This is a genomic window from Nocardia sp. CA-145437, assembly GCF_050956485.1.
Lineage (GTDB): Bacteria > Actinomycetota > Actinomycetes > Mycobacteriales > Mycobacteriaceae > Nocardia.
In genome coordinates this window covers 5,760,848-5,783,153 of record NZ_CP191204.1, presented here as the reverse complement: position 1 = coordinate 5,783,153, position 22,306 = coordinate 5,760,848, and the positions used below count along the sequence as shown (strand labels likewise).

Here is a 22,306-nt window from a genome sequence, read left to right as displayed (position 1 = left end):
GCCGAGGTGGGACACCAACGGTGCCGGCGGAATAGCCGGCTCGTCGTGGATGCTGCATTCGTGCGTCCGGGTTCGGACGATGTGGCTATCCGTCTGGGAACAGGCGGAGAGGGAGTGTGGCGGTATGCGCGCGATTCGATTCGACGAGTACGGCGGGCCCGAGGTGTTGCGGTCGGTGGAGCTCGGTGTGCCGGAGCCCGGTGCGGGGGAGGTGTCCATCGAGGTCGCCTATGTCGGTGTGAATTTCGCTGATCTGCAAGCTCGTTCGGTCGGATACCGGGTTCCGGCGTTGCCCTATGTGCCGGGGTTGGAGCTGTCCGGTCGGGTCCGGGCGGTCGGTGCGGGCGTCGAGGGGCTCAGTGTGGGGCAGGCGGTGGCCGCGATCTCGGACGGTGGCGCGTATGCCGAGGTCGTAGTCGTCTCGGCGGCGACGGTCTTCCCCGTGCCCGATGGCGTGGATCTGCGCACCGCCGCAACGCTTCCCACGGTGTTGCCGACCGCCTACGCCCTGCTGCATACGGTAGGCCGCCTGCAACCGGGGGAGACGGTCCTGGTGCAGGCCGCCGCCGGCGGCGTCGGCACCGTGGCCGCCCAGATCGCCAAACTCGCCGGCGCGGGTGGGGTGTACGGCGTGGTCTCCAGTCCGGCCAAAGCCGATTACGCACGCGAATATGGCTATGACGACGCCTTTTTGGCTGAATCGTTCGATGCTGACGTCCGTGCCGTCACCGGTGGCCGTGGGGTGGACCTGGCGTTGGAGTCCATCGGCGGTGACACCTTCCGCCGCACCTTGGAGTCTCTGGACCGGTTCGGTCGCCTGGTTTCCTTCGGCAATGCCGGTGGCGAGGCCCCGTGGCAGGTCGGTGCGCCCGAATTGTTCCCCCAGGGCCGTTCGGTTGCCGGATTCTCCATCCTCGGCCTGAGCGCCTCCGCCCCGGACGTGTTGCGCGAGATCTCCTCTCACGCCTTCGACCTGGCCACCTCCGGCAAGGTGCGATTGCCGATCACCGCGGAATTCCCGCTCGCCGAGGCAGCCGACGCGCACCGTCTGATGGCGGGCCGCTCCTCGACGGGCAAGCTGGTGCTGGCGGTCAATTCCCAGCTGTGATCCGGCCGGATTCAATTGCCGCGAGCAGTGATTCGTGGTCGGTGTCGGTCTGGTCGGCATAGGCCAGCGCGAACGCGCCCATGGCCCGATCGAAGGTGTCCTTGCCGCCCAGGTAGGCCGCGATGGCCGTCCGGTCGCCGGACCGGGCGTGCCCGCGGGCCAGGGTGTGGCCGCACAGGGCGGCGTACTCGCGCAACTGAGCCGGGGACATGTCGTCGATGCTCAAGGAGCCCTTCATGTCTCGCAACTGCCGCCAGTAGTAGAAGCGTCCGTCGGGGCCGGTGGCCCAGCCGAGGAAGATGTCGCCGGCCGATTGGGAGAGCCGCTGTCCGTGCACGACGCGGTGGCCCTGATGGAGGAACTGGCTGTGGCTCAGGTGTGCTGACAGCACCGAGGGCTCGGCCTGCTTCACCTGGAGGAACAGCGGGTCGCCGGTGTTGCGGCCGGTCAACAGCGCGATGTAGCAGCGGGTGCCGACGCTGCCGACGCCTACGACCTTCATGGCGATGTCGCGAAGCTCGTAGCGGTCCAGCAGGATGCGGCGCTCCTCGGGCAGTGTGTCCCGGTAGTCCGTCAGCACCGAAAGCAGTTGCTTCTGTGCTTTTTTCGGCACCGGCAGCAGCAGCGGCGGGTCGGCCTTGATGCGCGGTGCGCCGTCGGGGCCGAGTTCGGTGAGCTTGTCCAGCGCGTGCAGGCTGGTGCGCGTCCGCGCCCGGCTGATCACCTTGGCGGTCAGCTTGCGATGTTTCGGCCGCATCAGGGCGGCGACCTTGTCGGCGTCGACCATCTCGTACCAGACGTCGGTCTCGCCGAGCTCGGCCAGCCGATTCATCGCCTCGCGATAGGCCCGCGCCGCCGAGACCGCCGCCTCGCCGGCCTCTTCGTCGTCGCTGCCATTGGCCCGTGCCGCCACCGCCACGCTGGCCGCGAGCCGCTTCACATCCCATTCGAAGGGGCCGGGCAGCGTCTCGTCGAAGTCGTTGACGTCGAATACGAGTGACCGTTCCGGCGAGGCGAACAGCCCGAAGTTGGACAGGTGCGCGTCACCGCACAACTGCACATGCAGGCCGGTGTTCGCGCCGCTCGCCAGATCCCCGGCCATGATGGCGGGCGCGCCCCGGAAGAACGGGAGCCGTCCGGCCGCCATCCGCTCGTACCGGATCCCCATCAGTTCGGGCAGCCGGGTGGCGGCCTGCCGCTCCAGCACCGCCACCGGATCCGGCCGATCCACCGCGGCTTTCCACTCACCCAGCGACCGCCGCGGCACCCGCTTGCGCACCGCCCGCCCCGCCTTCGATCTCGACATGCGCTGACTCTAATGGATTGTGCCAAACCACTATCGACCCGCTGCTCGCTCGAAACAATTCGCAGCTATCCAGGAGTAAGTAGCCGCATTCACTCGTTTCGAGTACTGGTCCCGGGGAAGTGCTCATGCGCACTCGTTTTCGTTGTCTCGTCGCGTCCGCTCTCGTCACGGCCGCCGCACTACTCCTGGTCCCCGGCGTGTCCGGTACCGCGTCGGAGGAACGCGCCGGGGTGCTGGGGGACGATTTCCTCTGGGGAGTGGCGGCGTCCGGGTTCCAATCCGAGGGTCAGTCACCCGACAGCAATTGGACGCGCTATATCGACGCCGATCCGGGCTGGGATCGCCTCGGCGGTTCCGTCGATTTCCGCACCCGCTACCGGTCCGATATCGCCCTGGCCAAGAGCCTCGGCGTCAAGGTCTTCCGTATCGGGATCGAATGGGCTCGGCTGGAACCCCAACCGGGAGTGTGGGATTCGTCGGCATTCGCCTACTACGACGATGTGATCGGCGCCATCGTCGCCGCCGGTATGCGGCCGATGCTGACGCTGGACCATTGGGTGTATCCCGGCTGGGCGGCCGACCGCGGCGGCTGGCGCGATCCCGGCATGGTCTCGGACTGGCTCACCAACATGCGCAAGGTGGTCGACCGTTACGCCGCCCGCAATCCGGTCTGGGTGACCATCAACGAGCCGGTCGCGTACATCATGCACGAGGTCCGCCAGAACGGAACCGACGCCGATCAGATGCTCGACAGTGTGGCGCAGGCGCACAACGCCATCTACGACTACATCCACCAGATCCAGCCGAATGCGCTCGTGACCAGCAATGTCGGCTATGTCGCCGGGGCGGAGTCGCAGGTCAACGGCCCCTTGATGGACCGGATCGGCGACCGGCTCGACTTCGTCGGCATCGACTACTACTTCGGCTACGAACCGCCGGATCCCGCCGCCGCGAACGCGCCCTCGGGCATGTGGGATCTCCCCGTCCGTCCCGAGGGCATCTACTTTGCGCTGCGGCACTATTCACAGCGCTTCCCCGGTAAGCCGCTGTGGATCGTGGAGAACGGCATGCCCACCGAGAACGCACGACCCCGCGCGGACGGCTACACCCGCTCGGATCACCTGCGCGACACCGTCTACTGGCTCCAGCGTGCGAGATCCGATGGCATGAACCTCATCGGCTACAACTACTGGAGCCTGACCGACAATTACGAATGGAGTTCCTACACACCGAGATTCGGTCTCTACACGGTGAACGTGCGTACTGATCCGACCCTGACCCGAATCCCCACGGACGCCGTCGTCACCTACCGCGCCATCATCGCGCACGACGGAGTCCCCGCCGACTACCTGCCCCGGCGTCCAGTCGCCGACTGCCGCCTGATCGATCCACCCGCCAGCTGTGCCGGCCCGGTCGCCGCACCTCGAGCCGATGGCTGACCATCGGCTCGACGCACTACGAGAAACCCTGTCTCAGGCGAACTTTCCCGGGTTGGCGGCCACGGCCCGGCGCAGGGTGGGCCGGTTGGCCCGGTAGGCGTCCACCACCGATTCCAGCTCGTGCGGGCTGGCCCCGTGCATGATCACCGAGTGGCAGCCGAGGTCGTATTCGCGGGAGATCTTCCGCACGCACTGCTCGGGCGTGCCGTAGGCGGCGGAGGCGAGCCATTCGTCCGGAACGAGCGCGTCCAGCTGCTCCAGCACCTCGACCGAGGCGGACGCGTCGATGGGGCCCGCCGCCGCGGCGTCCTGGTACAGCTGCGTGCCGCGAATACGCTCCCACACCTGCGGATCCCAGCCATTGGCGCTGATCAGGATGTCGGCGTACGCCTGCAAGTAGGTCACCAGGCGACCGGTCCGACGCCGCAACTGGTCTTCGGGAGTGAGCGCGTCGCTCGCGGTCGCCAGGCAGGACCAGATGCGGACGCTGTCGGGGTCCTTGCCCGCCCGTTCCGCGCCACGCCGCACAGCAGCGACCGAGTTCGCGGTGGCCTCGTCGGAGAAGAAGGTGTGCAGGACGACGAAATCACCGATCTCACCGGCGAGTTCCATGGTCTTCGGGCCCACCGCGACGAAGCCGATCGGCGGCGCTTCGTCGAGGCCGTTCTGGTGGTACAGCACGGGCCATTTGCCCGCGGGCCCATCGTGATTCACGATCGTCTCGCCGTCCCACAGGCGGCGCAGAATGCCGACGAAATCCCGCAGCTGTGCCTCGGTGACGGCGGGCAGCCCGATCGCCTTCCAGTTCGCCGCCATCCCGCGCCCGAAGGCCATGGCGAACCGGCCCTCGGTCATCGCCTGCATGGTCGAGCCGATGGTCGCGGTCACCATGGGATGGCGGGTGTGGTGATTGGTTGCCGCGGCGGCGATTCCGAGGTCGGTGGTGCATCCGGCGAGACCGCCGGACAGGACGGCGGAGTCCTTCACCGTCATGCGCTCGCCGATCATGCACGAGCCGAGGCCGATGCGCTCGGCGTCGCGGGCCTCGGGCAGCAGGACGCGGGCGTCGGCGGGATGCCGGGTGATGCAGTAGTAGGACAGTTCGTTCAGTTGATCGGTCACGAGAGTTGTACTTCCCTAATAGGTTTCGAAACAGGCGGACGCCGGGGTTCAGGCGCCGAGTTCGGTGAGCAGTTCTTCGACAATCGCTCGGTGGTGGAGCAGCACCTCGATGTCCTCGGGGCGCTCCATCTCGCCGAAATGGATCTGACGGCCGCCGGCGCGCAGGAAGACGACGGCGTAGTTGAGGGCGGCGAACATCGTGTACCAGGTGAGGTCGGCGAGTTCGACGCCCGAGTGCCGGGCGTAGCTCGCCCGGACGTCTTCCACGCGCATGAAGTCCGGCATGCCGGGGAAACCGAAGTTCTCGGCGATGGCGTGAAAGACGCGGTGCCCGAACGTGATCCAGGCGACGTCGAGTTCGCGGGGGCCGATCGTCGCCATTTCCCAGTCGAGCACCGCGACGGGAGCGAAGTCCCGGTACATGAGGTTGCCGAGTCGCGCGTCACCCCAGGACAGCACGGTCTCGTACGTCGACGGTTCCGGGAGATTGTCGCTGAGCCACTTCAGGATTCGCTCCACCAACGGTGACGGCCCGATGTCGCGTGCCGCGAACTCGTACCAGGCCCGGGCGCGGTTCAGGTTCCGCTCGAGCAGACTGTCACCGGGGTGCGCGGGGTCGAGGAACGCGAACGCGGTTGCCGCGTCCGGGATCGCGTGGATCTTCGCGAGCGCTTCGACGGTGCTCTCCTGCACGCTGCGCTGCTGCTCCGGGTCTGCGTCGAAGAGCCAGTTGTCGCCGAAGGTGTAGGGCATGACATCGGGCGGCACCAGGCCGTCGACCCGATCCATCAGGAGAAACGGTGTGCCCAGCACCTCGCCGGTCGGTTCGAGGAACCGCACCAGGGGGACGCGCACGTCGCTCGCCTGGGCCACGATGCGCATCACGTCGAACTGCTCGCGCAGGTTGTAGTGCTCGTAGACCGGGAAGTCGCCGGGGGCGGGCACGACCCGGGCGATCAGGTCATTGACCTGCTCTGCTCCGGCGTCCTGCCAGCGCAGGGTGAGAGTGAGCGTCTCCGCGGACATGCCATTGCTGTCGATGCCGGACCCCAACGTGAGCTCCGGATTCGCGTCGTCGGGCAGTTGCGTGGCCAGCCATGCGGTGAGGCGGGGGATCAGGGCGGCGGTGTCACGGCTACTGCGCTGCAAGCGCATGCCCTGATCATCGGGAGACGGAGACATGAGTCACTCCTGACTGGATTGCGAAAGCTGGAGGTAACAGTGGACCTCCCCATCGCAATTGTCAACGAGGGTTCTCAAAGAATGTGAGTTATAGCAGGTAAAACGCTATGGAGTCGACCAGGCAGTGACGCGCTTCGGTCAGTTCGGCGGGTGTGGACAGCCGGCGCTCGTTATTGATGCCGCGCATGGCCATCGGGATCAGCGCCTGGACGCGATGCACCTTGCCCGCGTCGAGAGGCAGGTCCGCGAGGAAGTACTCGAAGGCCCTGAGCCAGGCGTCCTCGTACCCGGCCATCGCCGCCGTGGTCAGCGGGAAATCCTCGAGCCGTTCCTGCCGGCCGAGGGGCAGTCCGGCCCGCAGCGTTTCGACCGCCCGCCCCTCCGGAGTGCCGAGGATGGTCCACACGGCATCGACCATCTCCCACACCCGCTCCCGGATCGTCCCGGTCACCTGCGGCCAGCTCTCGGGGCTGTTCGCCCCGGTGCGATCGGTCAATTCGACGAGCACGGCCGCCCACAGTCCGTCGATATCGCCGAACTGATGCTTCAACGTCCCCCAGCTGACCCCGGCCTCCCGGGCGACCCGATTCGCCGACAGCGGTTCCCCGGACCCCGTCGCGAGACAGCCGATGGCCACATCGAGTAGCCGCTGCCTGGTCTCCCGCCCCTTCCGGTTGAGGCGAGTTCCGGCCGCGGATTGCATTGTCGAACTCGTCTCGGTCATCGCCGCTTCCGTTTCGCATGTCCCGAAATCTCGGAATCTCCGATTATCGGTCCGACGATAGCCGGAGGACTTGAGTCTCCATCCGGGGGAGACAGGAAGGTTGGGGCATGGACGACGACACGCTCTTCACGATCGGGGCTCTGGCCGAACGGACCGGCTTGACGGTCAAGACGATCCGGTTCTACTCCGACAAGGGGATCGTGCCGCCGACCGATCACACCCCGACCGGCTACCGGCTCTACGACGCCGCGGCCGCCACCCGCCTGGAACTGGTCCGCACTCTGCGTGAGTTGGGCATCGACCTGCCCACCGTGGCGCGGGTGCTGGCGCGCGAGACCTCGCTGACCGCGGTGGCCGCGGCCCACGCCGATGCGCTCGACGTGCAGATCCGGATCCTCCGGATGCGACGCGCGGTCCTGCGCGCGGTGGCCGAGCGGGGCTCCCATCGAGAGGAAATGGAACTCATGCACAACCTGATGCGCCTGTCCGAGGCCGAACGCCGCCGGCTGATCGACGACTTCGTCGACGCCGCGTACGGCGGTGTGGACGCCAATCCTGCCATGGTGGAGCTGGTCCGCACCAGCATGCCCGAATTGCCGGACGACCCGACCGTCGCGCAGATCACGGCGTGGATGGAACTCGTGAAACTGGTGCAGGACAACGACTTCCGTGAATCGGTCCGGGCCATGGCCGAGTACCAGGCCCGCGAACGCGCCGAGGGCGACACCACCGGGCTGCACCACGACCTGACCGAAGCCGTCCGCACCGATATCGGCAAGGCCCTCGCCGACGGACTGAGCGCCGACTCCGAGGCCGCCGCCCCGGTCGTCGACGGGCTGACCGCGCGCTACGCCGACACCTTCGGCAAGCCCGACGACGCGCGTCTGCGCCGCTGGATCCTGGAACGGCTCGAGGTGGCCAATGATCCACGCGTGGAGCGCTATTGGCGACTGGTGTCCGCCATCAACGGCGGGCCGGAGATGCCCGACATGGGGCCGGTGTTCACCTGGTTCGCCGCGGCCCTGCGCACCCACCCGGCCTAGGGGATCCACCGGGGATTCTCTCGGGTGAATCAGGGAGGGATTTGGGGGATCCGCCGGATCCGCGGAACTGCGGGTTTTCCCTAGCGTTCGAGGCATGAGAGACGGGTCTCGGATACGGCGGGTGTTGGTCCGGCTGGGCGTGGCGGTGCTGGTTGTGGTTGTCGGGCTTAGCGCTGCGACGGCCTGGGTGTACACCTCGGCTGAAGTATCCACCGTGGGGAAGGTGGATTTCGTGCGCCCGCTGGCCATCCCGCCGCTGGCCCGGTCGACCGTGGCGGCCGACGGGGTGCGGGAATTCGAACTCGACATGCGTTCCGGCAGTAAGGAATTCCGCCCCGGACAGGTCACCGATACCTGGGGATTCAATGGCGAGCATCTCGGACCGACCCTGCGTGCGCGCCGCGGGGAGCAGGTTCGAGTGCGGGTCCGCAACGAACTGCCGGAAGCGTCGACCGTCCACTGGCACGGTATGCATGTGCCCGCCGCGATGGATGGAGGGCCGCATCAGATGGTCGAACCGGGTGCGGAGTGGAAGCCGGAGTGGACGGTCGAACAGCCCGCGGCCACCCTCTGGTATCACCCGCACCCGCACGGGGCCACCGAGACCCACGTCAGCCGAGGGCTGGCCGGGATGTTCCTGCTCGACGACGACGTGTCGGACGCGCTCGCGCTGCCCCACAGCTACGGTGTCGACGATTTCCCGCTGCTCGTGCAGGACGTCCGATTCCGCAACGGGCGGTTCGACTTCGGGCACGGCGCGTTCCGCGACGCCGGATTCCTCGGCGACGAGGTCCTGGTCAACGGCACGCTCGCGCCCTACCGCGAGGTGAGCGACGAACTGGTGCGACTGCGCCTGGTCAACGCATCCCCCGCGCGCATCTACAACTTCGGCCTCTCCGACGGCCGCGACTTCGCGCTCATCGGCACCGACGGCGGCCTGCTGGAGCGCCCCGCCCGGCTGAAGCACGTGCAACTGTCCCCGGGCGAGCGCGCCGAAATCGTGGTCCGCATGCAGCCGGGCGAGCGCGTGACCCTGCGCAGCGACCGCCTCGACGCCGGACTCGACATGTTCACCAACCGATTCAGCGGCGGAGACGACCGATTCGACATCCTCGAACTACGAGCCGCCGCCACCCTCCGACCGGCGCCGCCCCTGCCCGACCACCTCGTCACCCCGCAGACGCCGAAGGCCGCGGACTCGGTGGGGGAGCGGTCCTTCGAGCTGGAGTTCGGCAAGATCAACGGCAAGGCAATGGAGATGAGCCGCATCGACGCCACCGTGACCCGCGGCGCCACCGAGACCTGGGTCGTCCACAACGGCGACGGCACCCCACACAACTTCCACATCCACGACACCCAATTCGCGGTCGCCGAGGTCAACGGCGGCCAACCGCCCGAGTCCCTGCGCGGCGCCAAGGACACCGTCTTCGTCGCTCCGGGCTCCACCGTGAAACTGCTGGTCCGCTTCGACGGCCCCGCAGATCCCCACGCCCCGTACATGTTCCACTGCCACCTCCTCTGGCACGAGGACCTGGGCATGATGGGCCAGTTCGTGGTCGTGGATCCGGGACAACAGGCCGGAACACCTCACCACGCCGGGCACTGACCGCGAGCCATGACCGCAGGATCGCCTACGGGACCAGGAACATTTCCGGATGCGGCTGTCCAATCCGACCGGGACCGATACGACGATCGGTGGCAGGGGCTTTCGCGGTCGGTGGACGGCACCAGCTCAGCCTGGTCCCAATCCCCGCATAGGCTTCACGGGTGCTTCGGTGAGTCGGTGCCGAGGCTGCGCTCGGGTGCGGCGGCGGACAGCGCTGCGATGACCTCGTGAGCCGCGCGCTCACCCGACTCGATGGCGCCCTCGATGTATCCGGCGTGCTCGCGGGCGGTTTCGGTTCCCGACCAGTGGATAGGCCCGGTCGGTTCGGCGGCGTGCGGGAAGTAGCCATCGTCGTGACCGATGCTCGGCAGTGCCGAATAGCCCCCTCCGGCGTGAACGTCCTGACGCCACGCCTTCTCATGCCAACCCCGCGGCGCGAGGACCTCGGAGCCCAGACGGTCGGCGATAGGGCCGAGGATGGTCGAGCGGCGGGCGTCGGGACCGAGCTCCTCGAGATCGCGTGCTTCGGGTCCGGCGATGAGTACGCACAGGTGCCCCGGCCCATCCGGCGGCGAGGTGTCGAACACCGCCATCCCGGGCTCGGTGAGCACGATCATCTCGGCGTCCACGCGTTCGCGCCAGAACGGTCGCTCGAAGACGGCGATCGCCTTGTACACGGATCCCATATAGGTGTTGTCCTGCAACCGGATCCGGTGGGCGGGCAGCGGGGGCTGGTGTGCGATCCGGGCGGCCATCGGGGGCGGGACGGTCACGATCACCTTCTCGGCGCGGTAGGCGCCCGAGGCCGAGTGGATCGTGACTCCGGTCGCGTCGCGGTGCAAGGCGGTGACCGCACTGTCGAACACGATCCTCCCGTCGAGTTCGCCGGCCAGCCGTTCGGCCAGCGTGCCCGCCGCCTGGGTGACCAGGCTTTCCTGCGCGCCGCCCGCGGTGGACAGCATGGCCGTGAATCCACCTTGGTAGCGGGCCATGTCGAGGAGGGCATGCATCGAGTACCGGTCGAGGTCGGCGGTGGTCGATATCGAGACGAGGACTTCCATCAGGCGTCGCGCACGACGACCGGGTATCCGCCGCAGCCACGACCGGACGCTCTGTCGCTGCCATGACCGGGGTGTCCGGAGCCGGGAGACGATCTCCCAGGTCAGCAGAGTCGCGATGGCGGCCAAGGCATCTCGACTCCCATACCCGACGGTGGCGCCGCCTTCGACGATGACGGGCCGCGCGGGGGTGTGCATGGCGAAGACATCGGCGCCCAGTTCGGCGGCCAGCTTCTCGAAACGGTGATGGCCGTGGCCGATCCATTGGCCGCCCAGGTCGACTCTCGAGCCGAACACCGTGGTTTCGGCCAGCACCCGCCCGCCGGGCCGGTCGGCGGATTCGAGCACGAGGACATCGATTCCCTGCCGGTGCAGTTCGCGGGCGGCGACGAGTCCGGCCATGCCGGCGCCGATCACGGCGACTCCGACTGGTCGGGATCCTCGATCGCCGGGTTGATCGATCGGTGAGTGCTGGGTCATCTCGCCACGCTCCAAAAGGCTACAAAAGTCGGTCAGCCGTATGACTCACGATAGATAGCCTGTGGCCCAGGACGCAATAGGCGGTGAGATCGGAGCGGTTACTTGTCGTCGGGCGCCGCGGCAGCCCGCGCCCGGGCCCTGCGGGCAACCGGCTGGGGGTCGGCGAAGAGGACCAGCATGTCCAGGGCCTGCTGCAGGTCACGCCGGGCGCGCTCGGGGTCGGGCTTGGCGATGTACTGCAGTATCAGTCCGTCGACCTGGGCCAGCGCGAGGCGTCCGAGCGTCTCGAAGCCGACGGCGCAGCGCTCCCCGGTGACCCGCGCGGCCTGCTCGCAGAAGTCGGTGACGACCGAGCTGTAGCTCTCGTACTGCAATCGGGCCAGCTCGCCGGACTCGTTGCGCAGGGAGTAGCTCATCAGCTCGTACTGCATGATCTGCAGTCCGATCCGGTTGTCCACCAGCTTCTCCCAGAAGCTGGTCACCCCTTGGCGCAGGGCGTGCTCGACGCCCTTGTCGAGGTCGAGGTGCGGCCGCAGCGCTTCGGAAATGTCGTGGATCACCTTGGTGATGACCCGGCGCAGCAGCTGGTCCTTGCTGGAGAACACGTATTGCAAGGTCCCGAGCGGAACATCGGCTTCGGCGGCCACGCCGCGCAGGGTGGTGGCCGGCACGCCCACGTCGCTGAGCACCCTGATGGCGGCCGCGATGATCTGCTCCTCGCGCTCGGACGCCTTGACGTACACCACGGACTCTCCTCGTTGAACCAGCCGACGAACCTCGTCACAACTCTTGCATATCGGCAGCACCGCGACCTACCGTACAGTCATACAGCTGACTGACTTTTTTGTCGTAGGGCCGGACACATCCCGGGAACGGCGGAATCCTGCTCGACAACCTCGCCGCCGGAGATTGACACCGGGTCCGGCACGGCGGCGCGCCCAGGGTTGGCACAGATGGACGAGTTGAAGGAGGTGGGGGTCAGGGCCCGCGACGACCTCAGGGCAGTGGGCGTGACGTTCACGGCAGAGACCGCGACATACGCCAATTACCCCATCACCTGGACTATCTGACCCAAGTACTCAGGCGCACCCCGCATCCCGGCCGGCTCGGTCCGCGCGGTATGCGGCTGAGGCGTGCATTGCGACTGATCAGTTGCTGAGGTCCTGGATGAGATCCAGGGCCGGGTAGAGGACGGGGCGCAGTGGACGGAGCCTCGACAGTGCCACGATGCGTTCGACGAGCGGGGCGGTTCGGCGGATCAGCAGTCGGGTGCGTTGCTGGCCGGGGCTGCGGTCGTGGACCCAGAACAAGACGATGCCCATGTGGGCCAGCCACAGCAGATTCGGTAGCTCGGCCAGCAGCCGCTTGTCACCCTTGACGTCCGCGCCGATGACCAGGTCGCCCATGATGGCGGTGGATGTCTGTCGGGCGGGTCGGCTTTCGTCGCTGAACGGGCTGAGCGGGCTGGTGGGTTCGGCGGCGATGGCGAAGAACTTGCCGCCGAACTCGTGGTAGGGCGCGGCTACATCGACGAAGGCCATTTCCATCGTCTGCCATCGGTCGGCGAGGGAGTCGCTGCGGGGGGCCTGCTCGACCTGCTGTTGGTGCAGGGCCTGGATGTGCTGGTAGAACCCCTGGACCAGGTGTTCCTTGGATGCGAAGTAGTAGTAGGCGTTGCCGACGCTGACTCCGGCTTCGCCCGCGATCGCGCGCATGGTGGTCTTCGTATAGCCGTTCTGCTCGAACAGGCGCAGGGCGGCGTCGATGATCTGCTGGCGAGTTTCCTCGCCGCGCGCGGTCGCGGGCTCGGGGCGGGGCATGGGCTCAGGCTAGTTGGGCGGCGTCGAACGCAACCGGCGGGACACCGGCCTGCTGCTCCGTGTGCCTGCTGCGCCGAATTTTGTTCAGGGCGATCAGGTTCGCGAAGTGCATGCCGCCGAGTACGAGCAGGACCCGGCCAAGCTTCATGGCGAGTTCCTCGATCGCGACACGCGCATCATCGACCGGAACGCTGATGCGCAAGGCCAGTGCCACGAAGCCTGCGTTGACGAGCCAGAACCCGATGACCAGCAGATGATTCACGGCCTCGGCGAGGTCGCTGTCCCCCTTCATGACATCCACCAGAAACCGCGCACCAGTGCGATGCAGGACCCGCGCCACCCAGAACGTAACCGCCAAACTGACGATCGTGTAGGTCGCGTATGTGATGACGACAAGACTCATTTCCCCAGCTCCTCGCTGATTTGAACGTGTTCAACTATGAGGCTAGGCCATCTTTTGAACGTGTTCAAGAGTGAGCGTCGCGACAGCGCGAGCCATCCGAACTGGACGCGCGCCGCGCAAGCCGGTTCGGTCAGCGCGCCGCGCGGTGTGGATGTTGGAGGATGGGCCGGTGACCGAGATCCGTGACGACCACGTGAAAGTCCACTTCCGCATGGACATCGATGAGCGGGGCTGGCCGCCGGCAAGCGTCGAAAGCCTGTGGGCGATAGACCTCGGTGACGGTACCGCGCGGTTGGACAACACACCCTGGTTCGTCCGCGGAGTCGCCAGCGGGGACATCATCACGGTGCAGCCGGATGACGAGGGTGTTCTCTGGGCCGGCGAGACGGTCCAGCACTCGCGGAACTGCACCATCCGCTTGATCGTGCTGAAAGACGACGGTTCGGCTGCCGCCCGGGAGAGCGTATTGAAGGCCTTCCACCGCCTCGGCACGACCGGCGAAGGCATTGAGCACTACCGGATGGTGGCCTTGGATGTACCGCCGGAGGCGAACCTGCCGCAGATCCGCAAGCTGTTGGAACACGGTGCGGAGCAGGGCTGGTGGCACTGGGAGCAAGGGTGTGTCACCGAAGCGTGGAAGGCCACTGATCGAAGGTGATGGCAGCAGATTCCGCGCTGGCCGTTGCGGTCAGCGCGGAATGCGGCATTACGCTGAGCCTTCTCATTCTGGGCCGCACGGAGTTCGTGGTCCTATGCGATGTGGATGGCCTTTAGCAAGGCAGCCGTGGGACTTTTATAGGCAGTTGTGGAGAGCCCGTGGAGATTTCGCGTGGATCCGGCGCGACCGTCGAGGGGTTTCGTCGTTGCGTGCCAGCATGATCGCATGCTTGCGACGAATATCCCCGATGGTCGGGTTTATGCGCTGCCGCGTCGGTGGTCGCCCTGGCTGATTCTGCTCTATCCGGTCATCGGCGCGATGGTGGCGGCGGGGACTTACCACCGGATGGTGGGCATAACCCTCGACTGCGTCCATATCATCGATGGTGGAGCCGGTTTCGCACTCATGTTTCTCGGTGTCGCTGGGCTGCTGAGCATGTCGTTCGTGGGTCTGGTGACAGGACTGCTCGCGGTCGTCGCCAACAGCCTGCTGCGCACCTCGGCGACTCGCCGCCACATCAGTGGAATCGTTCCGACGCTGATCACCTGTGTGGGTATCGTTCTGATCGCTGTTATCTGTGTGCGTTTGCTGAACGAGGCCACGCCGCCGGCCGACTATTGCAGTAAATTCAACGTGCCGATGCACTGAACCGATTTCGACATCGGCGGCGCGGCGCGAGTATCAGTCGGGATGGATGCGGCTAGTGGATTTGTGCCGTTTCGGCGATCTCGCGTACTCGGTCCCAGGTGATTCCGGTGCGCTGTTCCACGGCCAGGGGATGGTCGGTGGGTTCGAGCTCCACGAAGGGACGCTCGCCCACCGGGCGGGTGTGGACTCGGGCTTTCAGGTTGACTGTCATGGGAGAGTAGGTCCAAAGGTCAGTGGCGAGCCACCCGACATAGGGTTCCTCGGCTTCTCGGCCGACGGTGTCCCACAGGTCGGCCATGCGCGAGAAGTCCGCTCGGCTCAGGGAAACCCACGTAGCCCAGGACAACACTTCTTCGCTACCGATGACCGGTATTTCCACCAAGCCCTTGATGAAGAACTGCTGCGCCCGAATCACGCACTGGTCCGAGGAGAGCAGGCAGTCCTCGGCATCGGCGAAGTCCGGCTCCCACACGACCGGGGCCGCGGTTGTGTAATTCATCGGGACCTCGGAATGGCGCACTCCACAGCATGAGCAGACGAATCCGAGACCACCGGTCATGGCGCGCAGTCTAGATCACGGTTGTCCGGGCGAGCCGCTGCGAGTCCCAGGCCGGAATGCGAGGACGGTGCCCGGCCGTCTCCGGTTGAGACGGCCGGGCACCGGTGGGCCGGGGTTCCCGGGGCGGGGTCAGGCCCGGGTCAATGAGCTTCGGCTGCTGGTCAGCTGGGCTCAGGGGAGGGTGCGGCAGTACAGGGCCTGGGGGCGGTTACCGCGATTGTTGTTGCCGGAGAAGGCGATTCCGGCGACGTACTCGTTGGCGTTGCACTGGCCCTTGTAGTAACTGTTGGCCCAGTCGCCGCCCTCGCCGGAGGAGGGGCGGTTGTCGCCGCGGTCGAACCACAGGGTGCGGCCCGAACCTGCCAGCGGGACTCGGCCGGGGGCGCACAGGATTCCGGACATGGAGTCGCCGCGGAGGCTGTAGCCGATCATGAACTGGCCTTCGGTGCACTGGTATTTGGTGAAACCGCTCGCCCAGTCGGTGCTGACCTTCTCGGTGCTGACCTTGACCGCATTGGTGCCCGACTGCCACAGATCGCCCAGGGTGGCGTCACCGCAGAGGCCGCCTTGACCACGGTCGGTGACACCGAACAGCCGCTGGCCGTCGGGGCACACCATCTTGTGGGCGCCGCTGTCCCAGTCGGCGGCGGCGCGGATCGAGCGGTTGTCGTCCTCGTGGATGCCCTGGAGCATGGACCAGGTGCGGCTCGGGTTGACCTTGCCGGTGAATCCGTTCGCCTCGATCAGGCGACTGAAATGCGCACCGCGCCAGTCGTCGGCGTCGGTGATCTTGCGCAGCCCGCCCGTGGTGTCATAGCGCAGCAGACCCCAGGAGTTGCCCTTGTCGTTCTGCTGGTAGCCGATGATCGGCCAGTAGGCGAAGTCGAGGTCGCGCTCGATCAGGTAGTCGACCATGTTCTTGAACCACGCCTTGTCCAGGTCGTTGGCATCGCTTTTGCCGATACCGAATTCGCTGACCCAGACCGGGGCGGTGAAATGCGTGTCGGCGGTGGTGGCGACGTATCCGGCGCGTTCATCCATCGACTTGAACAGGTCGGTGCGAGACATGTCGCGGAAGCGCGGGTCGTGGGTTTCACCGCCGCTGATGCCGGTGCCGCCGGTGTGCTTGGGGCCGATGTAGCCGTAGAAGTGGACCGCGTAGACAACCTTGTGGGACTTCACCAAGGTGGTGGACAGCCGCTTCATCGGCTCCAGCATCGGTCGTTCATGCCAGGTCAGGTCGGTGGGGATGCCCATCCAGTTGACGCCCTCGACCATGATGAGCAGATCCGGATTGCCCTTGGTCAGGATGGCGTCGCCCGCCTCCTGCGCCGCGTCGGCCCAGTCGTGGCTGTCGCCCTGGCCCCAGTTGGGGTTGTCCCAGGTGTCACGGCGCACCTCGTTGCGCAGGTCCGCGCCGATGACGCCGGGATCGTTGCGGTACCGGGCGGTCATGAACACCCAGTCGTCGATCCACTTTTCCCAGGACTGGCCCGAGTTCCAGCGCTCGTTGCCGTCCACGGCGCAGCACCAGCGAGTGGTGGTCGTGTGGTTGTTGAGGATGACGCCGAGTCCGGCCGAAGTGAGCGCGGCGACGGCCCGGTCGTACACCTCGATCGGCCGTAGGCCGTTGAGTTCCGGATTCGCGGTCAGGCCCTGCACTGCCCGGCTGTCGGTAATCATCTCGTTCGAGAACGGCAGGCGAATGCTGTTGAGCCCCAGCGCCTTGAAGTCGCCGATCAGCTTGGCCATCGGCACCCGGTCGAGGCCCAGCGGGGCGCGGTGCCCGTTCTCCTCGGAGAAATTGTTGGCGGTGACCTCGTCGTCGCCACTGCCGGTCCAGGTGCCGCTCGAGCCGTGCCAGTTGCCGGACTTCAACTTCACCCGATTGCCGTTGGCGTCGACGATGTACCGCCCGCTCGTACTCAACGGACCCTTCATACCGCCGGGATCAGCGTGTGCGGGAGCGGTGCCGTGCATGAACGGAACCACCAGTGTTCCGAGCAAGAGCAGCACCGTGGCTAGCTTCCTCATTCCGAATCCTCATCGTCGCGAGACCAATCCGATTGATCGGCGCCACTGACGAATGGTGACCCGGGCCACTCCGGCGGGCCGGTCGAGGAGCAACAGTAGGGTCAGGAGTCGGATTTCAGAAACAGCTAATCTTCAGTGTTTGATCAGCTTTTGTTGTCAATCACCCGTCGTGAGGTCGAACTCGCCGGATTTGACGCCCAGGGTGAACGCGTCCCACTCACCGGGCGTGTAGACGAGGACATGCCCGTTGGGGGCCTGTGAGTGGCGTACCGCGATGTCCCCGTCCGCGAGGAAGGCGACTTCCACACAGTCGGGTCCGTTGCCGCTGCGGGTGCTCTTGCGGAAGTCGGCGTCGCGGAGGCGTGGGTTCGTGCCGGATAGGTTGTGCATGGGTGGCTAGGCCCTTCTGCTGGTGCTCTTGGCTATCTGGCGAAGTCGGGTGCGGGTGCTGACTTCGTCCAGGGCGGCGTGACGGATGGAAACTAGTGCGGATCGGTAAGTTTCGACTTCGTCGGGATTCTCGAGGCAGGCTGCGCCGACCAGGGAGTCGAAGTAGACGACGGGATGGGTTTCTGTTCCGGCGATGGGTTTCATGTCGATGATCGTGAACGAACCCGTCGCCGTTCCCAGCGGATGTCCTGCGGTGAAGGGGAGTACTCGGAGTGTGATGTTGGCGCGTTTGCTCATCTCCACGAGGTGCTCGAGCTGGCCTTCCATCACCGCGTGGCTGCCCACCTGGGTGTGGATTGCCGATTCGTGCAGGACCGCATCGACCATGATCGGCTTGGTCTTCCGGGTGATGAACGTCTGGCGCTCCAATTTGAGCTGGAGGCGGAGATCGAGGGTGACGTCGGGTTCGCTGGCGAAGTAAACGCGGTCCAGTGCGCGTGCGTAGTCCGCGGTTTGGAGGAGTCCGGGCACGATGTTGTTGTGGTACATGGTCAATCGGAGGGCGCACGCTTCCATGTCGGCGTAGATGCGGAATCCGCCCTGGATCACGTCGCGGTACTCGTACCACCAGGACTTCGACGCGGCTTGCTTGATCAAGGCGACCACGTTCGCGTGGGTGTCCGCATCCATCTCGAGGATCTCGGCGAGCGCGTCGGCTTCCGGAAGGCTGATCCGGCCTGACTCGCCGCGCTCGATACGACCGACCTTGCTGGTGCTCCAGCCGGGCCCCATTGCGTTCGCGATGTCCGCCAGATCCAGGTTCGCCTGCTGCCGCGCTTCGCGTAGCCGTATGCCGATCTGCTTACGCGCCACAGATGTTGGTTGTTGGCTGGTATCTGCCACGACGTCCACCCCCATGCTCACGAGCATTGGCAACGATGTCAGGCCATTTTGGCAATGATCCTGGGCTTTTGGAGGGTTTTCGAAGTTCTGCCGCAATGGCAATGCCAACTTCCGGTGGTAGCGGTGTGCTTGTGACATCGACCGTTTCAACCTTGGGAGGTGTCGTAATGCATTGGGACACATGGGCGTTGTTGTCGATTCTCGGTCTCTGTCTCGGCGTCATCGTGTGGTCGATTTGGGGCTTCTATCGCGATAGTCATCCGGGCGGTGGTGCCCGGTTTCTTCGGCTCGCGCTGCTCGGCGGCGGAGGACACCTCGAGCTCCCCGCCCGAGGGCAAGCGGGGTGGTGGCATCAGGGCAGGCATCGAGCGGCATGACTACTGCGGAGTTCGCCGTGTTGAGCGTGTTGAGCGTCGCTGATGGGCGGTTGTCGGCTGTGCAGATTCAGCGGGCGGCATCGCTCACCGGGTGGAGTACGCGGAATGCGCTGGTGCAGTTGATGGCTCGCGGGCTTGTCGTGCGCGAGAGCGACCGCGGTCGTTGGCGGATCAGTGACCGTGGGCGGCTGGCGGTGGCTGCGAAGAGCAGGAGGTTCGGATGAATGCTGGGTGGGGGGACGGGGTTCGGCTATTCGGAGAGGAGCTGTTTGGTCACCCACTGCGCTGCTTCCGGTGTCATGGGGAGTGTGGCGTGGCTGGACATGCCGGCTTGCGGGTACAGGTCTTCGAAGTAGTCGTTCTCTACGCGGGGGTCGTTGATGAAGGAGGCTGGGCCGGGTGGGGTGAGGACTTGGTCGCCGTGGGTGGCGAGGACCGAGTAGATGACTCCGGGGACGGTTATTCCGCCGTCGAGGAGGGCTCGGTTCACTTGGGATCCGGCCAGGCAGTCCAGAGCGCCTGCTACTCCGGCTAATACATTGGCGCGCAGCGGATCTGTCGCGTCGTTCAGGATTTCGGCCAGGCCCTCGGGGGAGCCGGGGAGGTCGAGGCCGCCTATCAGGGTGGCGGCGGTTGTTCCTCTGGTGACCGGCGCGAGGTATGTCGCGCGGTCGACGTGCGGGCCGCCGTGGAGGAATTTCAGGTAGTAGTTCGCGACCAGCGCGCCCGACGAATGGGCGACGATGTCGACGTGGGTGGCTCCGGTCGTCGCGAGCAGCTTCGTGATGAATGCTCGCAACTGGCCCGCTGATTCAGCGACCGGCGCGGCCGCTTGCATCGGGCCGATGATTCCGTAACCGAAGATGAAGGCGCAGCCACCGAGATCTCTGATGCCGCTGGTGATTCCGGCCATCTGTCGTTCCAGCGTCCCGCGGATGTCGCCGACCGCCCCGAAACCGCCCAGCACCACAACCGGATTCGGTTGCTCCGGTGATGACACGCAGTCGATCGCCGGTTCGAGTGTCGTCGAGGTCTGTCCTGCTTGCCCGCGCTGCGTGTGTTCGGCGGGCTGGCCCGTTCCGTTGTTCCGGAGCGGCCCGGCGATGCTCGGCGGCGGTTCGCCGATCGGGCCGGGACGAGGGGCCGCGGCGGCGGGGGTGACGCTCAGTCCGATCGCGGCCGCCGTGACCGCGACGACAGTGCCGACTCGCATCCACATCTGTCTACCTGGCGGAGCCCCGTTTGTCTCCGAAGCCGCCGGTGTCGCGTTCCTCACCGAAATACTTCGGCGGGCGGCCACGTTCGGACGACTGGTTCAGCGTGTCGGCGGCGTGCCCTACGCTCCCGGGGATCGGAAGGAGTGTGCGGTGAGTAAGCGCGGTGGCTGTTGTTCCTGGGTATGGGCGTTATCTGGGGCGTGCCGTACGCGATGATCCGGGTGGCGGTGGGGGAGTTCGATCCGGTGTTCGTGGCATTCGGGCGGACACTGCTGGGTGCGGTGGTGCTGCTCCCGGTCGCGCTGTTCACCAAGGTCCTGTGGCCCGTATTGCGGGAGTGGCGGTGGGTGCTGGTGTACACGCTCGTCGAGATCACCGGGCCGTGGCTGCTCATCGGGCACGCGGAGACTCGACTGACCAGTTCGACGGTGGGGCTGCTCATCGCGGCGGTCCCGCTGATCGCGATCGTGATCACCACCCGCCTCGGACACGAGGGTCTCGATCCGCGCCGGATCCTCGGCCTGGTGATCGGCTTCGCGGGCGTGACCGCACTGGTGGGCTTGGACATCGACATGTCGAACCTGGGCGCGCCGGCAGCCATCGGGGTGAGCGTGGTCGGCTACGCCCTGGGCCCGATCATCATCGACCGCAAGCTGAAGGAGCTGCCGCCGATCGGCGTGGTCACCGCGTCGCTGGTCTTCGCGGCCACCCTCTACCTGCCGTTCACGCTGTGGCGCATGCCGTCCCATTTCCCGGCGGGCGCGACCTGGTCGGTGGTCGGGCTGGGCCTGCTGTGCACGGCGCTCGCGTTCGTCGTCTTCTTCGCCCTCATCGGCGAGGTCGGCCCGTCCCGCGCGACGGTCATCACCTACATCAATCCGGCCGTGGCCCTGCTGATCGGCGTCTCGCTGCTGAACGAGCCGCTGACCGCCGGCATGGCGATCGGCTTCCCGCTGGTGATCCTGGGCTCGATCCTGGGTACCGCGCGGGCCAAGCGGCCCGAGGACGCCGTCCCGGTCCGCGCTTAGTCCTCGGACTCCTCGGCGTCCTTCGCCGCGGCCTCATCCAGCTTGCGCTGCTTGCGTGCCCCGCCCTTCCGCTCGATCCGCGGATCCTCGCTGACCTCGTACCGCTTCACGTACTCCCCGAGGAACGCCTGCAAGGTGGCGGTCGCCGGAATGGCGAGCAGCGCCCCCACCGCCCCCAGCAGCGCCCCGCCCATGATCACCGACAGCAGCGCCACCGCCGGATTCACGTCCACCGTCCGCGCGGTGATGCGCGGCTGCAGCACATAGTCCTGAACCCACTGGTAGACCACCACGAACAGCAGAATCCACACCGCGTCGAGCGGTCTGATGGTGAGCGCCACCAGGATCGGCAGCACGCCCGCGATATAGGTTCCGATGGTGGGCACGAACGAGGCCACCACACCGAACCAGATGCCCAGCGCCAGCGCGTTCGGCAGGCCGAGCAGCGCCAGGAACGCCCCGTGCGCGATGGCCGAGATGACCGCCAGCAGGGCCCGCGAATACAGGTACCCACCGGTCTTGTCGATGGCCAGGTCCCAGGCATGCAGCACCGCACCCTGTTTCGCGGGCGGCAGCAACGAGCACACCGAGCGCCGCAGCTTGGGTCCGTCGGCGGTCATGTACACGCTGAACAACGCGATGGTGATGAACTGCGCCAGCCCGCCCAGCACCGTGCTCGACAGCCCCCACACATTGTTCGCCGCCCGCTCGGCATAGGAACTGATGATGTCCGAATCCTTGAAGAGTCGATCGCGCAACTGATCCAAGGTGAAATTCTGGTGGAATACGCGATTGACCCAATTCACCAATTCGTCGACCAGTCGCGGCAGTTCGCTCACCACGTGGGAGACGGTCTCGACCAGGAGCACGCCCAGCGTCGCGACGAACCCCGCGGCGCAGGCGAACACGATGATGAACACCACCCCGGTGGCCAGCCCCCGATTCACGCCGTGCCCGGCGAGCCCGTCCACCGCCGGCTCCATGGCGAGCGACACGAAGAACGCCACCGTCATCATGATCGCGATCCCGATGAGCTGGTGCGCCGCCCAATTGGCGAGTTCGAACAGCCCGAGCAGGGCCAGCGCGAGCACCATGGCGCGGGGGAGCCACGCGGGCATGGCGGTCCGCTGCGGCGGGTCTGGGTTGTCGGCGGCCACGGGGCCAGTCTCGGTTACCGACGGGTGTTTCCGGTTACGACCCA

At 66.5% G+C, this 22,306-nt stretch carries 22 protein-coding genes; 8 read left to right on the top strand and 14 right to left on the bottom strand.

The window, feature by feature from the left end; translation table 11 throughout:
- Positions 1–124: 124 nt before the first annotated feature.
- Positions 125–1,108 (top strand): quinone oxidoreductase family protein, encoded by a 984-nt coding sequence (locus tag ACQPYY_RS26945; RefSeq protein WP_433591474.1) that lies wholly within the window; start codon positions 125–127, stop codon positions 1,106–1,108.
- Here the strand turns inward: ACQPYY_RS26945 and ACQPYY_RS26940 are convergent.
- Positions 1,092–2,414: a DUF2252 domain-containing protein gene (locus tag ACQPYY_RS26940; RefSeq protein ID WP_433591473.1), complete on the bottom strand. Its 1,323-nt coding sequence runs from the start codon at positions 2,412–2,414 to the stop codon at positions 1,092–1,094. The genes ACQPYY_RS26945 and ACQPYY_RS26940 overlap by 17 nt on opposite strands.
- Before the next feature lie 125 nt (positions 2,415–2,539).
- On the opposite strand from ACQPYY_RS26940, the gene ACQPYY_RS26935 reads away from it, so the two are divergent.
- A complete protein-coding gene (locus tag ACQPYY_RS26935; RefSeq protein ID WP_433591472.1) occupies positions 2,540–3,853 on the top strand; it encodes a family 1 glycosylhydrolase in 1,314 nt (437 codons plus the stop codon).
- Between the two features lie 33 nt (positions 3,854–3,886).
- On the opposite strand, the gene ACQPYY_RS26930 is transcribed toward ACQPYY_RS26935, so the two are convergent.
- From ACQPYY_RS26930 to ACQPYY_RS26920, 3 genes are all read right to left on the bottom strand, one after another.
- Positions 3,887–4,975, bottom strand: coding sequence for a TIGR03857 family LLM class F420-dependent oxidoreductase (locus ACQPYY_RS26930; RefSeq protein ID WP_379094366.1), 1,089 nt, complete (start codon positions 4,973–4,975; stop codon positions 3,887–3,889).
- A 48-nt stretch (positions 4,976–5,023) separates the two neighbouring features.
- Positions 5,024–6,157 (bottom strand): phosphotransferase family protein, encoded by a 1,134-nt coding sequence (locus ACQPYY_RS26925; RefSeq protein WP_433591471.1) that lies wholly within the window; start codon positions 6,155–6,157, stop codon positions 5,024–5,026.
- 88 nt (positions 6,158–6,245) lie between these two features.
- Positions 6,246–6,881, bottom strand: coding sequence for a TetR/AcrR family transcriptional regulator (locus ACQPYY_RS26920; RefSeq protein WP_433591470.1), 636 nt, complete (start codon positions 6,879–6,881; stop codon positions 6,246–6,248).
- A gap of 107 nt (positions 6,882–6,988) precedes the next feature.
- On the opposite strand from ACQPYY_RS26920, the gene ACQPYY_RS26915 reads away from it, so the two are divergent.
- Complete coding sequence (locus ACQPYY_RS26915; protein ID WP_433591469.1) at positions 6,989–7,924, top strand: MerR family transcriptional regulator; 936 nt, start codon at positions 6,989–6,991, stop codon at positions 7,922–7,924.
- Positions 7,925–8,147: 223 nt separating this feature from the next.
- Positions 8,148–9,530: a multicopper oxidase family protein gene (locus tag ACQPYY_RS26910; RefSeq protein WP_433591468.1), complete on the top strand. Its 1,383-nt coding sequence runs from the start codon at positions 8,148–8,150 to the stop codon at positions 9,528–9,530.
- 155 nt (positions 9,531–9,685) lie between these two features.
- Here ACQPYY_RS26910 and ACQPYY_RS26905 read toward each other — a convergent pair whose 3' ends face one another.
- From ACQPYY_RS26905 to ACQPYY_RS26890, 4 genes are all read right to left on the bottom strand, one after another.
- Positions 9,686–11,005 carry a flavin monoamine oxidase family protein gene (locus ACQPYY_RS26905; protein ID WP_433591467.1) on the bottom strand — a complete coding sequence of 440 codons (1,320 nt, stop codon included), beginning with the start codon at positions 11,003–11,005 and terminating at the stop codon, positions 9,686–9,688.
- Positions 11,006–11,166: 161 nt separating this feature from the next.
- Positions 11,167–11,814 carry a TetR/AcrR family transcriptional regulator gene (locus ACQPYY_RS26900; protein ID WP_433591466.1) on the bottom strand — a complete coding sequence of 216 codons (648 nt, stop codon included), beginning with the start codon at positions 11,812–11,814 and terminating at the stop codon, positions 11,167–11,169.
- Between the two features lie 402 nt (positions 11,815–12,216).
- On the bottom strand, positions 12,217–12,888 hold the full coding sequence (locus ACQPYY_RS26895; RefSeq protein ID WP_433591465.1) for a TetR family transcriptional regulator: 672 nt from the start codon (positions 12,886–12,888) through the stop codon (positions 12,217–12,219).
- A gap of 4 nt (positions 12,889–12,892) precedes the next feature.
- The gene (locus ACQPYY_RS26890; protein WP_379094384.1) at positions 12,893–13,291 is read right to left on the bottom strand and encodes a hypothetical protein; all 399 of its coding nucleotides are present in this window, start codon (positions 13,289–13,291) and stop codon (positions 12,893–12,895) included.
- 169 nt (positions 13,292–13,460) lie between these two features.
- Between ACQPYY_RS26890 and ACQPYY_RS26885 the strand changes: the two genes are divergently transcribed.
- Positions 13,461–13,949 carry a DUF4265 domain-containing protein gene (locus ACQPYY_RS26885; RefSeq protein ID WP_433591464.1) on the top strand — a complete coding sequence of 163 codons (489 nt, stop codon included), beginning with the start codon at positions 13,461–13,463 and terminating at the stop codon, positions 13,947–13,949.
- Positions 13,950–14,174: 225 nt separating this feature from the next.
- Positions 14,175–14,597, top strand: coding sequence for a hypothetical protein (locus tag ACQPYY_RS26880; RefSeq protein WP_433591463.1), 423 nt, complete (start codon positions 14,175–14,177; stop codon positions 14,595–14,597).
- Positions 14,598–14,649: 52 nt separating this feature from the next.
- Here ACQPYY_RS26880 and ACQPYY_RS26875 read toward each other — a convergent pair whose 3' ends face one another.
- The 4 genes from ACQPYY_RS26875 to ACQPYY_RS26860 form a co-directional block, all read right to left on the bottom strand.
- Positions 14,650–15,156 (bottom strand): DUF2199 domain-containing protein, encoded by a 507-nt coding sequence (locus ACQPYY_RS26875; protein ID WP_433591462.1) that lies wholly within the window; start codon positions 15,154–15,156, stop codon positions 14,650–14,652.
- Positions 15,157–15,327: 171 nt separating this feature from the next.
- The gene (locus tag ACQPYY_RS26870) at positions 15,328–17,190 is read right to left on the bottom strand and encodes a glycoside hydrolase family 5 protein (RefSeq protein ID WP_433591461.1); all 1,863 of its coding nucleotides are present in this window, start codon (positions 17,188–17,190) and stop codon (positions 15,328–15,330) included.
- A 156-nt stretch (positions 17,191–17,346) separates the two neighbouring features.
- A complete protein-coding gene (locus ACQPYY_RS26865) occupies positions 17,347–17,580 on the bottom strand; it encodes a DUF397 domain-containing protein (protein ID WP_433591460.1) in 234 nt (77 codons plus the stop codon).
- Positions 17,581–17,586: 6 nt separating this feature from the next.
- Positions 17,587–18,621, bottom strand: a complete 1,035-nt coding sequence (locus tag ACQPYY_RS26860; RefSeq protein WP_433591459.1) for a helix-turn-helix domain-containing protein — start codon at positions 18,619–18,621, stop codon at positions 17,587–17,589.
- A gap of 235 nt (positions 18,622–18,856) precedes the next feature.
- Between ACQPYY_RS26860 and ACQPYY_RS26855 the strand changes: the two genes are divergently transcribed.
- The gene (locus tag ACQPYY_RS26855; protein WP_433591458.1) at positions 18,857–19,084 is read left to right on the top strand and encodes a MarR family transcriptional regulator; all 228 of its coding nucleotides are present in this window, start codon (positions 18,857–18,859) and stop codon (positions 19,082–19,084) included.
- Positions 19,085–19,110: 26 nt separating this feature from the next.
- On the opposite strand, the gene ACQPYY_RS26850 is transcribed toward ACQPYY_RS26855, so the two are convergent.
- On the bottom strand, positions 19,111–20,073 hold the full coding sequence (locus ACQPYY_RS26850; protein WP_433591457.1) for an esterase/lipase family protein: 963 nt from the start codon (positions 20,071–20,073) through the stop codon (positions 19,111–19,113).
- 174 nt (positions 20,074–20,247) lie between these two features.
- Between ACQPYY_RS26850 and ACQPYY_RS26845 the strand changes: the two genes are divergently transcribed.
- Positions 20,248–21,105 (top strand): DMT family transporter, encoded by an 858-nt coding sequence (locus ACQPYY_RS26845; protein ID WP_433591456.1) that lies wholly within the window; start codon positions 20,248–20,250, stop codon positions 21,103–21,105.
- Here the strand turns inward: ACQPYY_RS26845 and ACQPYY_RS26840 are convergent.
- Positions 21,102–22,262, bottom strand: a complete 1,161-nt coding sequence (locus tag ACQPYY_RS26840) for an AI-2E family transporter (RefSeq protein WP_379094402.1) — start codon at positions 22,260–22,262, stop codon at positions 21,102–21,104. The genes ACQPYY_RS26845 and ACQPYY_RS26840 overlap by 4 nt on opposite strands.
- Positions 22,263–22,306 lie beyond the last annotated feature (44 nt).

Excerpts from the sequence above, each read along its gene's own strand:
- ACQPYY_RS26865 (WP_433591460.1), bottom strand. The coding sequence starts at position 17,580 with ATGCACAACCTATCCGGCACGAACCCACGCCTCCGCGACGCCGACTTC.
- ACQPYY_RS26875 (WP_433591462.1), bottom strand. The coding sequence starts at position 15,156 with ATGACCGGTGGTCTCGGATTCGTCTGCTCATGCTGTGGAGTGCGCCAT.
- ACQPYY_RS26890 (WP_379094384.1), bottom strand. The coding sequence starts at position 13,291 with ATGAGTCTTGTCGTCATCACATACGCGACCTACACGATCGTCAGTTTG.
- ACQPYY_RS26850 (WP_433591457.1), bottom strand. The coding sequence starts at position 20,073 with ATGCGAGTCGGCACTGTCGTCGCGGTCACGGCGGCCGCGATCGGACTG.
- ACQPYY_RS26915 (WP_433591469.1), top strand. The coding sequence starts at position 6,989 with ATGGACGACGACACGCTCTTCACGATCGGGGCTCTGGCCGAACGGACC.
- ACQPYY_RS26895 (WP_433591465.1), bottom strand. The coding sequence starts at position 12,888 with ATGCCCCGCCCCGAGCCCGCGACCGCGCGCGGCGAGGAAACTCGCCAG.
- ACQPYY_RS26855 (WP_433591458.1), top strand. The coding sequence starts at position 18,857 with ATGACTACTGCGGAGTTCGCCGTGTTGAGCGTGTTGAGCGTCGCTGAT.
- ACQPYY_RS26870 (WP_433591461.1), bottom strand. The coding sequence starts at position 17,190 with ATGAGGAAGCTAGCCACGGTGCTGCTCTTGCTCGGAACACTGGTGGTT.
- ACQPYY_RS26940 (WP_433591473.1), bottom strand. The coding sequence starts at position 2,414 with ATGTCGAGATCGAAGGCGGGGCGGGCGGTGCGCAAGCGGGTGCCGCGG.
- ACQPYY_RS26880 (WP_433591463.1), top strand. The coding sequence starts at position 14,175 with ATGCTTGCGACGAATATCCCCGATGGTCGGGTTTATGCGCTGCCGCGT.
- ACQPYY_RS26925 (WP_433591471.1), bottom strand. The coding sequence starts at position 6,157 with ATGTCTCCGTCTCCCGATGATCAGGGCATGCGCTTGCAGCGCAGTAGC.
- ACQPYY_RS26920 (WP_433591470.1), bottom strand. The coding sequence starts at position 6,881 with ATGACCGAGACGAGTTCGACAATGCAATCCGCGGCCGGAACTCGCCTC.
- ACQPYY_RS26945 (WP_433591474.1), top strand. The coding sequence starts at position 125 with ATGCGCGCGATTCGATTCGACGAGTACGGCGGGCCCGAGGTGTTGCGG.
- ACQPYY_RS26935 (WP_433591472.1), top strand. The coding sequence starts at position 2,540 with ATGCGCACTCGTTTTCGTTGTCTCGTCGCGTCCGCTCTCGTCACGGCC.
- ACQPYY_RS26860 (WP_433591459.1), bottom strand. The coding sequence starts at position 18,621 with ATGTCACAAGCACACCGCTACCACCGGAAGTTGGCATTGCCATTGCGG.